General features: G+C 52.1%; 14 protein-coding genes and 1 pseudogene. 11 read left to right on the top strand and 4 right to left on the bottom strand.

All coding sequences use genetic code 11. The annotated features are described in order from the left end of the window. The first annotated feature begins 3 nt into the window (after positions 1–3). The 9 genes and pseudogenes from ACRQ84_RS20445 to ACRQ84_RS20405 all read left to right on the top strand — a co-directional run. On the top strand, positions 4–987 hold the full coding sequence (locus ACRQ84_RS20445; protein ID WP_483818424.1) for an ABC transporter ATP-binding protein: 984 nt from the start codon (positions 4–6) through the stop codon (positions 985–987). Beyond that, positions 984–1,988 carry an ABC transporter ATP-binding protein gene (locus ACRQ84_RS20440; RefSeq protein WP_483818423.1) on the top strand — a complete coding sequence of 335 codons (1,005 nt, stop codon included), beginning with the start codon at positions 984–986 and terminating at the stop codon, positions 1,986–1,988. Before ACRQ84_RS20445 ends, ACRQ84_RS20440 begins: the two co-directional genes overlap by 4 nt. Before the next feature lie 20 nt (positions 1,989–2,008). After that, positions 2,009–3,199 (top strand): amidohydrolase family protein, encoded by a 1,191-nt coding sequence (locus ACRQ84_RS20435; RefSeq protein WP_483818422.1) that lies wholly within the window; start codon positions 2,009–2,011, stop codon positions 3,197–3,199. Next, complete coding sequence (locus tag ACRQ84_RS20430; protein ID WP_483818421.1) at positions 3,199–4,689, top strand: chlorohydrolase family protein; 1,491 nt, start codon at positions 3,199–3,201, stop codon at positions 4,687–4,689. Before ACRQ84_RS20435 ends, ACRQ84_RS20430 begins: the two co-directional genes overlap by 1 nt. Beyond that, the gene (locus ACRQ84_RS20425) at positions 4,682–5,905 is read left to right on the top strand and encodes an amidohydrolase (RefSeq protein ID WP_483818420.1); all 1,224 of its coding nucleotides are present in this window, start codon (positions 4,682–4,684) and stop codon (positions 5,903–5,905) included. Before ACRQ84_RS20430 ends, ACRQ84_RS20425 begins: the two co-directional genes overlap by 8 nt. Before the next feature lie 46 nt (positions 5,906–5,951). Next, positions 5,952–6,647, top strand: coding sequence for a GntR family transcriptional regulator (locus ACRQ84_RS20420; protein WP_483818508.1), 696 nt, complete (start codon positions 5,952–5,954; stop codon positions 6,645–6,647). A gap of 15 nt (positions 6,648–6,662) precedes the next feature. Then, positions 6,663–7,181, top strand: coding sequence for a GNAT family N-acetyltransferase (locus ACRQ84_RS20415; protein WP_483818419.1), 519 nt, complete (start codon positions 6,663–6,665; stop codon positions 7,179–7,181). Between the two features lie 71 nt (positions 7,182–7,252). Then, a complete protein-coding gene (locus ACRQ84_RS20410; protein ID WP_483818418.1) occupies positions 7,253–7,696 on the top strand; it encodes a VOC family protein in 444 nt (147 codons plus the stop codon). 210 nt (positions 7,697–7,906) lie between these two features. Continuing rightward, positions 7,907–8,140 (top strand): annotated as a pseudogene (locus ACRQ84_RS20405) (helix-turn-helix domain-containing protein); the annotation flags it as partial. A 32-nt stretch (positions 8,141–8,172) separates the two neighbouring features. Here ACRQ84_RS20405 and ACRQ84_RS20400 read toward each other — a convergent pair. The 3 genes from ACRQ84_RS20400 to ACRQ84_RS20390 form a co-directional block, all read right to left on the bottom strand. After that, positions 8,173–8,616 (bottom strand): NUDIX hydrolase, encoded by a 444-nt coding sequence (locus ACRQ84_RS20400; protein ID WP_483818417.1) that lies wholly within the window; start codon positions 8,614–8,616, stop codon positions 8,173–8,175. 400 nt (positions 8,617–9,016) lie between these two features. After that, on the bottom strand, positions 9,017–9,406 hold the full coding sequence (locus ACRQ84_RS20395) for a DUF4440 domain-containing protein (RefSeq protein ID WP_483818416.1): 390 nt from the start codon (positions 9,404–9,406) through the stop codon (positions 9,017–9,019). Then, positions 9,403–10,782, bottom strand: coding sequence for an MFS transporter (locus ACRQ84_RS20390; RefSeq protein WP_483818415.1), 1,380 nt, complete (start codon positions 10,780–10,782; stop codon positions 9,403–9,405). Before ACRQ84_RS20390 ends, ACRQ84_RS20395 begins: the two co-directional genes overlap by 4 nt. A 125-nt stretch (positions 10,783–10,907) precedes the next feature. Here ACRQ84_RS20390 and ACRQ84_RS20385 point away from each other — a divergent pair, with 125 nt between their 5' ends. After that, the gene (locus tag ACRQ84_RS20385) at positions 10,908–11,810 is read left to right on the top strand and encodes a LysR family transcriptional regulator (protein WP_483818414.1); all 903 of its coding nucleotides are present in this window, start codon (positions 10,908–10,910) and stop codon (positions 11,808–11,810) included. 30 nt (positions 11,811–11,840) lie between these two features. Here ACRQ84_RS20385 and ACRQ84_RS20380 read toward each other — a convergent pair whose 3' ends face one another. Then, positions 11,841–12,104 carry a DUF2798 domain-containing protein gene (locus ACRQ84_RS20380; protein ID WP_064740023.1) on the bottom strand — a complete coding sequence of 88 codons (264 nt, stop codon included), beginning with the start codon at positions 12,102–12,104 and terminating at the stop codon, positions 11,841–11,843. 128 nt (positions 12,105–12,232) lie between these two features. Between ACRQ84_RS20380 and ACRQ84_RS20375 the strand changes: the two genes are divergently transcribed. After that, entirely contained in the window at positions 12,233–13,135 is a 903-nt protein-coding gene (locus tag ACRQ84_RS20375; RefSeq protein WP_483818413.1) for a LysR family transcriptional regulator, read from the top strand. The last annotated feature ends 179 nt before the right edge of the window (positions 13,136–13,314 follow it).

Raw genomic sequence — 13,314 nt, 5'->3', positions numbered from 1 at the left:
ACGATGCAGACAGCCAGCGAGACGTTACTGGACGTCAGAGATTTGAGCATTGAGTTTCTCCATCGCAAAGGCAATTTACAGGCGATTCACCATTTGTCGCTCACCATGCAGCCGGGAGAAGTGCTGGGCATGGTCGGCGAATCAGGCGCCGGGAAATCGTTGACTGGCGCGGCGATCAGTGGACTGTTGCAGGAACCGGGCCGCATTAAGCAGGGCGAGATTTGGTTTCAGGGGCAGCGTATTGATAACCTGAATGACAATGCGCGCCGCCAGCTACGCGGCAAAGCCATCAGCTGCATTTTTCAGGATCCGCTCACCAGCCTTAACCCGGTTCTCACCATAGGGCAGCAACTGACAGAAACCATTCGCACCCATTTGCCGCTCACAGCGGCTGAGGCCAGTGAACGCGCCATCAACTTGCTGACAGAAGTGGGCATGAGCAGCCCGGCGCAGCGTATGCATCAATACCCGCATCAGCTTTCAGGTGGGATGCGCCAACGTGTGGTGATTGCGCTGGCGCTCTGCGTTGATCCTCAGTTGGTGATCGCCGATGAGCCAACCACCGCACTGGACGTGTCGGTTCAGGCGCAGGTTCTTCGCGTGCTCAAGCGTCTCTGTCAGCAGCATGGCACAGCGGTAATGCTGATCACCCATGACATGGGCGTGGTTGCGGAAGTGTGTTCGCGGGTGGCGGTGCTCTACGCTGGCCGCATTGTTGAGATGGGACCGGTTGCTGAGGTTATCCGCTCACCAAAACATCCCTACACGCGCGGCCTGATTAACTCGATTCCTTCAATGCGTGAACGTCATGCCTTCCTGGCGCAGATCGACGGGACTATGCCGCGGCTTAATACGCTGCCGGACGGCTGCGCGTTTCATCCTCGCTGTCCGAACGTCACCGAGCATTGCCAACGTCAGCAACCGGACATGCAGTTCAAACATCTGTCACAGATCGCCTGCTTTAATCCTTATGGAGAGACGCCATGAAGAGTGAAAAAGTGCTGCCACCTGAAGTGTTAAGCGTGCGCGATCTGCACATCCGTTTTCAGCTCGGACGAGAGAAGCGTAGCGCGTTGTTTCGTCGGGGGGCAAAACGTGAGCTGCACGCGGTACGCGGCATCAATATCTCCATACGTCAGGGCGAAACCTTTAGCATCGTCGGCGAGTCCGGCTGTGGCAAATCCACCATTGCGCGGGCGCTGGCGGGGCTGTATGTGCCCTCAGCAGGCAGTATAAAGTTTGCCTGGCAAGCTGAGGATGGCAACGTAGGGCGAGTGCAAAATGGCACCCAGATGATCTTTCAGGATCCCTATGCCAGCCTCAATCCGCGCTGGCGTATTGGCCGATCATTGGCCGAACCGCTGGTCCTGAGTAAAAAAGTCGGCAGCACGCGCCAGGCAAGAAACTACTGCGGGCAGCTGCTGGAGCAGGTTGGGCTTGCTGCTCACGATCTGGATAAGTTTCCGCATGAATTTTCGGGTGGTCAGCGCCAACGCATCTCGATTGCGCGTGCGCTGGCAACGCAGCCGGGCTTTCTGATTTGTGATGAGCCGACTTCGGCATTGGACGTCTCGGTACAGGCGCAGGTGTTAAATCTGATGCGTCGTTTACAGCAAGAGCATGGTCTGACCTACTTTTTCATCAGCCATAACATGGCGGTGATTTCCCACATTTCTGATCGGGTTGGCGTGATGTACCTCGGTCGTATTGTTGAGCAAGGTACGGTGGAAGAGATTTTTTCTCGTCCTGCGCATCCTTATACGCGTTTGCTGATCGCGGCGATTCCACAGTTTGATAATCCATCAACTGAACGTGAGCCGATCGTGGGTGAAGCGCCCAATCCCATGTCTCCACCGCCAGGCTGTGCCTTTGCCGCCCGCTGCCGCTTCGCACAGCCGCTGTGCCAGCAAACCATGCCGCCGGTTCATGCCTTGTCAGAAGAACATCAGCTTGAATGCCATTTCCCGGCGGCCGTTGCTGCGGCCTGAAACTCTTAAGGAGAACATAGATGGAAAGCGTATTAATTCAGAATGTCATGCCGTTTGATGAAAGTCAGCCCGTCGACCTGTTGCTTAACGATGGCGTAATCGCCGCGCGTGGTCAGAATTTGCCTCAAGCGGCAGGCGCAAAAATTATCGATGCCAGCGGCTTGCAGGCCTTTCCGGGTCTGGTCGATGGCCACGCCCATCTTGATAAAACCTTGCTGGGGCGCGACTGGTATCGCAATGACGTCCCACGTAATCTGGCGGCGATTATTGCCAATGAGCGCGATTACCGTCGTGAGCAGCAGCCCGATCCGCAACGCCAGTCAGAGCGCATTACGCGTCGTGCCATCGCAGCAGGAACCTCATTTATTCGCACTCATGTCGATATTGATAACGAGATCGGTCTGGCAAATCTGGAAGGGGTGCTGGAAACCCGGCGTCGTCTGGCTCATCAGGTTGATATTGAGATTGTCGCGTTTCCGCAAAGCGGCATTTTACAAAATCCCGGCACCGAAGCGCTGTTGGATCGTGCGCTGGAGATGGGCGCGGAGCTGGTGGGCGGCTTAGATCCCTGTTCGTACGACAAAGATCCGGTACGCCATCTACAGATCATCTTTGACCTGGCGGTTCGTCATGGCAAAAAGGTGGATATTCATCTGCATGAACGCGGCGAACTGGGCGCATTTAGTCTTGAACTGTTGCTGAGTTTTACCCGGCGCTATCAGATGCATAACCGCGTCACGCTCAGCCACGGCTTCTGTCTCGGCATGATCGAACCTGCTCGACAACAGCAATTTGCCGAAGAGATGGCAGAGCTGGGCATGTCGGTCGCGACGACCGCGCCGGCAGATATCGCGGTCCCCCCTTATGAATTGCTCACCGAGGCGGGTGTAGCGTTTTGCGCCGGTAACGACGGCGTGCGCGATACCTGGAGCCCTTACGGCAGCGGCGATATGCTGCAACGCGCGGTCACCATGGGACTGCGTTATCGCTGGCGTCAGGATCAGGAAATTATGCGTGCGGCTCAGACGATTACCTTTGGTGGTGCCCGCGTCATGGCGCTTGAAAACTATGGGTTACAACCGGGCAATCGCGCCGATCTTGTGTTGATTCCAGGCCGCAGCATGGTTGAAGCGCTGGTGGAGTTACCGCGTGAACGTAAGGTGATCAAGGGTGGCAAACTGATTGCTGCAGACGGGGAGTGCCTGTTCTGATGAGTGAAAAAGTAATCCGACTGCGTGCCGCTTGGGTTGTGGGCTATCGCGATGGCGATCACTGCCTGCTGCCAGAGGGCGAAGTGGTGTGGCAGGGCGAGCGCATCCTGTTTGTCGGTTTTGATTATTCCGGCCCGGTGGATGAGGAAATGAATGTCGGAAATTGTCTGGTGGGGCCGGGTTTCATTGACCTCGATGCCCTGGGCGATCTCGATACCACCGTGCTGGCCTTCGATAACCAGCCAGGCTGGAAAAAAGGGCGCATTGTTGCCGCTGACTGGCAACGCCGCGATCTCTACAGCCGCGAACAGCTTAACTTTGCCAAGCATTATGCTTACAGCCATCTGCTGCTTAACGGCATCACCAGTTTTGCACCCATCACCTCGATTCTGTACCGCGAATGGGCCGAGGATTTCGACGAATATCTATACGCAGCGGATGTGGCTGAATCTTTAGGCGCGCGCGCGTGGCTGGGACCGGCTTTCATGGCTGGCTACTACGCCAGCGATGTGCAGGGACAGTTTGCGTGGATTGGCAACCGCGCTCGCGCGAAGAAGGGGCTTGAAGATGCGGTCAGTTTCTATCAGCGCATGCAGCAACGTGGCGTTTCAACGCTGAGCGGTATGCTGGCGCCCGATCGTATTGAAGGCGGTGATGCCGTATGGCTTAAAGAACTAGGTGACATTGTCACGTCACTGGCGTGTCCCACACGTTTGCATTGTTGCCAAAGCGAGCTGGAAGTACGTGAGATAGCCATGCGCTATCAGGGACGCACTTCACTGCAACTGCTGGCCGACAACGGCTTGCTCAACCGCCACATGCTGTTGCCACACGGGCAGTTTCTGGGTGGATTGCACGCCGACGCAACACGTGTGGCCGAGGATATTACGCGGTTGGCACAATCTGGCGCTTCGCTGGTGGCCTGTCCGCTGGTCTCTGGCCGTCATGGCAAATATCTCGAACATTACCCGTTAATTAAAGCCGCTGGCATCAACGTAGCGCTTGGAACGGATACCTTTCCCGCCGATATGTTTACCAATATGCAAATGGGTGTGGTGCTAACGCGCGTTGTCACCGGCGATATCTCTGCGGCCAGCGCTGCCGATTATTATCGCATGGCGACGTTGGGCGGTGCGCAAGCATTGGGACGAGATGATCTTGGCCGTTTAGCGGCGGGTTGCCAGGCCGATATGATGATGGTCAATCTTGATCAACCTGCGCTGGGACAGGTATTTGATCCCATCACTACGTTGGTTCTGAATGGTAATGGCCGCGATGTCACTGGCGTGATTGTAGCAGGGCGCAAATTGGTGTGGGATCGCGAACTGGTCAACAGCGGACAGAGTGCAGCAGCGCTACACGCCGCGTCACAACAGGTGTTTTCGCATATTATCTCAACCTATCCGCAACGGACCGTTGGGCATCCGCCGGTTGAGCAGATCGTCACTTCCTCCTTTCCCCGGGTCAACAGAGGGGCAAACCATGATTGATCACTTCATTCTCACCAACGTCAGGCTCGAAACCGGGTTTATCGAACATAACGGTCATATTCAGGGCACCCAATCTGCTCTGTTTAATATAGAAATCAAAGACGGCAGGATTATGGCGGTAATCGGGCAGAGCGAGGTACAAAGCTCACTGCCGCAAACCGATGCTTCCGCCATGCTGATGCTGCCAACCCTGCGTGATATGCATATCCATCTTGATAAAACCTTCTACGGTCGACCATGGCGGGCGGCTAAACCGAATAACGAGCAGGACATTTTCCAAATGATTGCGCTGGAGCAGCAGCTATTACCCACGCTGCTCCCTGACTCGGTTGAGCAGGCACAAAAGTTGATCGATCTTCTGCTCAGTAACGGCACGACGCGGATTCGCAGCCATTGCAATATCGATCCTGTGAGTGGCCTGCGCAGCCTGGAACATTTGATGCAGGCTTTAGAAACGTTTGCAGGAAAGATGGACTGTGAAATTGTGGCGTTTCCCCAGCACGGCTTGCTGCGGTCTGGCGTCGCGTCACTCATGCGTGAGGCGTTGGCTGTTGGCTGTCAGTGGACCGGCGGACTCGATCCTTCCAGGGTTGATGGTGATATGCACCGTTCACTGGATGCGATGCTGGCCTTAGCGCATGACAGTAACACCGGCGTGGATATCCATCTGCATGAAGCCGCCAGCACCGGCATTCCCTGTATTCACTTTCTGCTAGATGCGCTGGAACAGGCACCGGAACTGCAAGGGCGAGTGACGCTCAGCCATGCATACTGTCTGGCGCAAATCAGTGATTCTGCAGTACAAGCGCTGGGTGAACGTATGGCCGCGTTGGGCATTAGCCTGGCGTCCGGTCTGCCGCTGGGCAAAGATGTCATGCCGCTTCCGCTGCTGCAAAAATGCGGTGTCAAATTGATGACCGGCACTGACAGCGTCATTGATCACTGGTCACCCTTTGGCACCGGCAGCATGCTGGAAAAGGCCAACTTATGGGCGCAGTTGTATGGCCGAGGCACAGAGTTTGCGCTGAATCGGGCGCTGGCGATCGCAACCGGTGACATTTTACCGCTGGATGAAAAGGGCACACGCATCTGGCCACTGGCTGGCGATACGGCTGATTTTGTCCTGCTTAACGCCAGCTGTTCCGCCGAGGCGGTGGCGCGCCAGCCAGCAATTTCAGCCAGTTACTTCCATGGCCAGCAAGTTTACCGCGCTTAAATGATGTATATTTCGGGGGACTATTATGACCGATACAGGATTGAGTATGGGCGCGAAGCAAACCCCCAGACAAAAAGAGATCGCTCGCATTTATGATTCGCTCACCATGGCAATTGCCCAGCATAAACTGCGGCCCGGCACGCGCTTGATTGAGGCACAGATCGTGGATGCGCTGAAGGCAAATCGCAACCATGTGCAGGCGGCGCTTCAGCGCATGGCGCTGCAGCATATCGTCACTATTGAACCGAATGTCGGCGCTATTGTTGCTCAGCCTTCAGCCACTACGGCGCGTGAAATCTTCACGGCTCGCCATGCGATCGAGTCAGCGATCATTGCCTGTATCACGCCGGAAAAAATAGCGGCGTTCGCCCTGCCATTACAGCTGCAGCAAAAAGAGGAACATGACGCCATTCACAGTCAGGAACGGCAACGCGTGGTGTATCAGCTTGGCGCGTTTCATCTGCTGCTGGGCAAAATCGCCGGTAATAAAGTGCTGGAAGACATTCTCAATAATTTGATGGTGCTGAGTTCGTTGATTGTGATGTTGTATCAGCGCAATGAGATGCCGGTTTGCCAGTGCGACGAGCATCAGCACATTATTGATGCATTGAGCGCCGGAAACCCCGCGAAAGCCCAGCAACTGATGCGCGATCATCTTATTGAGCTAGAGCAGCAGCTGGACATTTCTGAAGCATCACCGTATGCCATGACGCTGGTACAGGCGCTGCACAAAACGCATTAATACTCTGGAGGAACGATGAAATTAGAAACATCTCGCTTGCAGCTAGAACCCTTCGAACTCGCCCATTTCGATGGCCTGCGGGCGATGGAAAACGATCCAGAGATTATGCGTTATATCAGTAATGGCGTGGTTAAAACCCCGGAAGAAACCCTGGCGACTATTGAACGCGTGACATTGCGCTGGCAGCAGTATGGATTTTCCTGGTGGGCGATGCGGGAAAAAGCGTCTGGCGACATCGTGGGGGCGGGTTGTCTTCAGCACCTGGCCAACCAGGATGGCGCACCTTTGGAAATTGGCTGGCGTTTGAATGCTAATCATCACGGCAAAGGCTACGCGACTGAAGCAGCACAGGCCATTATTCAGTTTGCGGTCGAACATATCGGCGCAAAATATCTGGTTGCGGTTGCCGATCCTGAAAATGCCGCATCGCAGAGGGTGATGCAGCGACTGGGAATGACTTACAAAGCGATTGAACAGCATTACGACGTGCCATGCGTGGTGTATGAGTTGTATATTGCGGAGTCAGAACGTTAAAGCACCCGGGAACAAGTCCCATTAAGAATCTATGACATATTTCTATTCTGGTTATTTCACAGGAATGAAATATGAAAGAACACGATAGAGGTTTTAGTCACCTGGCGTTGCAGGTCAGAGATATAGAACGAAGCATCGATTTCTATCAGCGTTACGCTGGAATGCAGGTAATCCACGAGCGCGAGCCCGGCATAGCAGAAGCACAGAAAGTGGCCTGGCTTTCAGATTTGACGCGTCCATTTGCCTTGGTGCTTGTGCAATCTGAAACGACAATTGATACACCTTTAGGTCCGTTTGGCCACATTGGCGTTGCTTGTCACAGCAAAGAAGAGATTGATGCCACAGTTGCTTTAGCAGAACGTGAAGGCGTATTGCGCCGACCAGCGCAACAATCATCAGCGCCAGTGGGATATTGGGCTTTTTTTGCCGATCCTGATGGCAACACACTTGAGCTGTCCTACGGTCAACAAATTGGTCTGGAGATCATTACTCGAGGTCTTTCAATCAGTGAGTGAGCAGCACGTCACTCGAAAGGGTGACGTAAGATGGAAGGATTGATGAGCGGGGAATGCGCATTTAGATACTTCATTTAACATAATCATGATTATGCGCACTAAGATTGTAGGTGCTATTTGATAATGTCACTTTTTAGCTAGTTCATAATGTCACCCAGATACGGCGCTTTTGCCATCTTTTCTGGGAGATCTCTGCTGATGCTGGTGACCATGTCGAACAAAGAACTTCACCGTCTTCCCGTGATTCAGGCTGTTATCGAAAAACGCCTGCGTCGTTGTGATGCTGCTTCACAGTTGCAGCTCACTGAACGTCAGGTTCAGCGGTTTATGAACCGCTATCGCGAGTCCGGCGCTGCCGGGCTGACGAACGCGCGCCGCGGTAAACCTGGCACCCACCGGATTGATGATGCATTGCGCTGCCAGATACTGACGCTGCTACGCGAAATACAGTCACCAAGTCATGAGATATTTGGTGATTAATACGGCATCGAGCAGATATCGGGAATATTTGAGGGGTAAACAATGTCGTCAGTATTTCGCAGTTCATTTAGATCCCACCAGTAATAATTATCAATGACTGATTTTTCATCTTCAGTCCATCCGCTGCTGCTGATATCTTCATTATCAATTTTAATTAAATAAAATCGCTCATGTGCCAGAACTACCTCTCCGCTGGGTAAAGTCATTTCAAAAGTTCTCTCAGTTAACGATTGGCCCACATCATCAACATAAATACCTGTTTCTTCTCTAAGTTCTCTGATGGCGGCCTGCTCAAACGTCTCTCCTGATTCCACGCCTCCACCGGGAGTTGCCCAGTATACTCTACCTGCCAGCGCATCATTGTTATGCCTGAACCTAAATAATAAAACCTGATTGAGAGAGTTGATAATAAGCAAACGGGCCGAATCACGGGTACGCACTGAATAATTCCTTTTTCATTTCCAATGTAAGTCAGCATAACTGATTGTGAGAATAAAAATAAAACAGAGCCGAAGTTAAATCACATGCTATTAGAGAATTTCGGACATCTCAGATTTGCCTGTAGCCGGTCATCTCTACTTAGCTTTGACAAAGGTGCTATTTGATAATGTCACTTTCGGAGATGCGGATCTTTTGTTGGACTGGTTATGTTGAAATCCCCAGATTACAGGATAAGCGTGTTAACACGCGCTCGCAGGCACTTCCGGCTGCTCACGGACCAGTACGCAATCTCTGCCAGCCTCTTTATTCGGTGGCTGTAATCCAGGTATTGTTAATTTCATCTGCAAACCCTAACGGTAACCGCTTCAACGCTGGACGGCGCTGAAGCACGGATTATGCCTAAGACATTGATGTCTCATGAAGGTGTCGCCAGATCACGGTGCCATACTGATTTGTTTCGAATACAACTGTCGAAAAGCGAAGTGTGGCGCCCTGCGCGTGAATTTGCTGCCGTTCTTTATAGATGACAGTTGCCCCACTTTCACTCTCAGCAACAATCTGCAAATCAGTGATTTTAATATTAAGGCCCGGTCGTGCGCCACGCTGCGTGCGAAAGAAACTGATTATTTGGGTGAAGTCCAGTAATACACCGCTTGTCGTCATCATTGAATAGGCCGGACTAAAGCGAGCGAGGAGTTTCTCACAGACCTCATCAGGCGCGTCTGCGTTTCCCAGCCAATGACGGATCAAGTCATGCGCATCCATTACTTCCTTAAAATAACGATTCATTTCTGCTCCTGGTTTAAAGTGAAAATAACCTGCTGGTTGGCTATCCGGAAACAACACGCGATGGGTATAACAGCGCTGCATGCAGCTATGACAAAACACAGATGATAGGCTTGGTCTATTGACAGCCCGGTGTCGGCTATAACATTAAATAACAGACTGATGAGGGTTACGCCCAAACAGAAACTGAGCTGTCGATTGATATTCCACAGTGCGCTGGCATCGGCAAGATCACCGTTTGCTATGTGAATGAACGCTGAACTTTGGGCCGTGCTGCTACATAAACTTCCACCAAATCCCATCAGTGTGAAGGCAAATACACAAACGACGACATCAGCACTGTGGCCTGTCAATGCCAGCAGCCCAATGCCCGATGCCTGAACGAGACAACCGGTAATAAAAAGCGGGCGTGGTCCTAAGGTATTGAACCTCTTGCCGGTCAATGTGATCGCCGCAAACGATGCCAATGACCATGGCAACATTAGGGCTCCCACCACTGAAGCATGCATACCAAGCTGGTTTTGCAGGTAAAGCATGGCGATCATACTCACTCCCGTGAAAACACCCGGAATGAACTGGTAGATCAGCATTGCGGTCTGCAAAAGAGGATCTTTTATTAGCCGCAAGTTAAGGAGTGGACTGGATTTCTGCATGGCATTCCATATGTACCCAGCCATGATAACTAACCCCATTAAGAGCATCAGCCCGCCCTGAAGATAGCGGTGCGACTCTCCCAGATACGTCAGCCCAAGAAGTAGTAGGGCCAATCCAGTACAACCGCCAATCAGGCCCCCAACGTCCAGACTCTCGCGCTGTTTAACCCGTTGGTCAGATTTGAGCCAGCATACGGTCAGCACAAGGGCGATTACCCCCAGCGGCACACTTGTCAGAAATACCCAGCGCCAGCTGATGCTCTCAACCAGTATTCCACCGATAGCCGGCGACAGTGCTGGCGCCAGTAACGCCACCAGCATGACAGCAGAAGATAATCTTGCGCGTTCATGACTTTTATACAATGCATAGGTCATTGTCTGACCCAGAGGAATCAACAACCCACCGCCGATCCCCTGTAGCCCTCGCCAGGCAATCAGTTGATCCATGGATGAAGACCAACCCACACCAAAGCTTGCAATAATGAAAATAAACAACGAGACCATAAACAGGCGTTTAGTGCCGATACGTTTCGCCAGCCAGTTACTGAGCGGTATGACCAGAGTAAGCCCCAGAATATAGCTATTGCTTATCCACGCCAGTTGACTCACCGGGGCGTCGAACTGACGACCAATCTCTGGATAAGCCACATTGGCGATAAACATGTTTACCAGGTCGATAAAAAATCCGAACAAATAGACACAGGCAACGCGCACACGGTATGTCATCTTTTTCTCTTTAAAACAGCATAATGTGCGAATTATAGGAACGTTAATTATCAGGATAAATGGGCTTACGGTTGTTACACTGTCAAAAATTTTTTGACAGTGGGATTTTCTGACGGGAGCAACTGATGATTAATATGCAGCGTCTTGAGATGTTTGTTGCGGTAGTTGAAGCCGGAAGTTTTACCGGAGCAGCACAGACGCTGGGGCTGACTAAAGCGGTAGTGAGCTTCAATATCAAACAACTTGAAGAAGAACTCGGCGTATCTTTACTGACCCGCAGCACTCGGAGGGTGTCTGTCACGAATAGCGGAGAACAGTTTTATCACCGTTGCCAGCAACTTCTGCAGGATGCTGAGCGCGCCCTCGACGAAGTACGCAGCGATCATTCCGGGCTGACCGGCTTACTACGCATTACCACGACACCCGAGTATGGAGCGCGTGTTGTCGTGCCAGCGTTGGCAGAATTTTCATTCAGACACCCTCAATTGCGCATCCAGCATGTTTCATCTTCAAAAAATGACGACCTGATTTCCGGGCGTTTTGATGTGGCAATCCGTCTTGGCCAGCTTGCAGATTCCAGTCACCATGCGCGACTCATCGATCGCTTTGATATTTACCCCGTCGCTTCACCTGCCTATCTTCGCAACTTAGGAAAGGGGCCCATCACCACTCTGGAACAACTTGCTGAGGCGAAATGGATTGCACATAGCCGTCTTTCAACGCCGTTGAGTTGGCAAGTTTCAACACCTGAGGGGAAAAATGTGGTTCTAAACGCACACCGTCCTGCCATGATCATGGCCGATAACGCAGTTTCATTACTGGCTTTTGCTGTTGGCGGGGCTGGGATCGCCCTGTTACCGGCATGGCTTGTGAGTGAAGAATTGCTTAGGGGGAACTTAATCCTGTTGCTGCCGGATCATCATTTCCCCCGCCAGGGGATTTATGCCCTCTACCCCAACACCCGCCATATACCGGAGAAAGTCCGCGCGTTTATCGACTTTTTGCACGCCAGAGTAGAAAACGCTTAGTGAGAGTTGATATGGTTAGTGTCAAACGCCTCAGTGGCCGTGAACCGTCAATCCTACCAACCGGACCACAATGGGACGCACTACGAGTATGCAAATAAAAGCCGCTGGCATGGCGACCTGATAGGCATTCATCACATTTGTCATATAATGGGGCCCGATGCCAAATTCGGCGAAGGTAATCACCAAACTCATTAGAAACGCCATGATGGTCGCCATATAGAGCGCGAAGATGTAGGGTGATACGTGCTTAGGCAGGCGAAAACGTACAACATTTTTAGTAATTTCAGCATTCATCGCATTATCCTGTTCAGTAAGTTTATGCAAAACAGCCGCTAACCTATCAGGCGATTCGGGCGGCGGGTAGAACGCTTCTGCTTTAATCATTATTAAGTAAAAGTAACGAATTAAGCATTGAGGGATGTATGGACTTATTGGGATTGATTAACACGTTTATCCGCGTGGTGGAGAACGGCAGTATTGCAGCAGCAGCGCGGTCGAAAGGAATGAGTCCGGCGGCGGTCAGCCAGAGTGTTGCGCGTCTGGAGACACATTTGGGCGTGCGGCTGCTATCACGCACCACCCGCAGTATGACGCTTACGGAAAGCGGTAAACGTTATTTTGAAAAAGTGCGTCACATCCCCCAGGATATTGACCTTGCCTCGCAGGCCGCAGCGATCGAAACCAAACCTCAGGGTCCACTTTGCATAGCGACCACGGCCGCCTTTGGTCGGCACGTTCTCGCCTCTCTTATGCCTGCTTTCAAACACGCTTACCCTGACATTGATATTGAACTGATCAGTACCGATCGCAATGTCGACCATCGGTTGGAAGGCGTCGATGTCAGTATTCGTATCGAGGCGCAGCTGAACGATCAGCTAATCGCCCGCAAAATCGCCTCGTTACCGTTTATCATCTGCGCAGCGCCCGATTATCTGGCGCGCGCCGGTATCCCCGAAACGCCCGAAGATCTAAGCCAGCACGCCTGTCTGGTTTTCCGCTATCCCACAGATGGACGTTTCCTCCCCTGGACTTTTAGGGTCAACGGTCAAACAATTAACGCTAAACTCAGCCCTGAGTTTATCAGTGATGATATTGATATTATTGCGAAAATAGCAGAAAAAGGCGGTGGCATTGCCCGTCTGGCGAGCTTTATAGCTCAGCCGTTAATCGAGAGTGGTCAACTCATACCGTTGTTTCAATCAGACAACAGTTATACCTGCGATATCGCGTCTTTACCGATGAATATTTATGCCTGTGTTAATGAGCGATCTGCACTTAATTCAAGGGTAAGAGCGTTTATCGAGTTTTTGGAAGTGTCGATTTAAAAACGTGCCGCGATGATTTCTTTCTCATAAAACGTCCACAACACGCTTATTTTCAGCAGCAGGCCCGGAAAATCTTCCCTTTGACGGGCCACTCGCGGCCTTTTCCCCCCACCGGAATACCCTTATTACTCCCGCTCATAAACCCATTCAGTGATGGCGAATAATGTTTTTGCAATTGC

This window comes from Pantoea sp. E2023-21 (genome assembly GCF_051302795.1).
GTDB classification, from domain to species: Bacteria; Pseudomonadota; Gammaproteobacteria; order Enterobacterales; family Enterobacteriaceae; genus Pantoea; species Pantoea ludwigii_A.
This window is presented reverse-complemented; position numbering and strand designations above follow the sequence as displayed.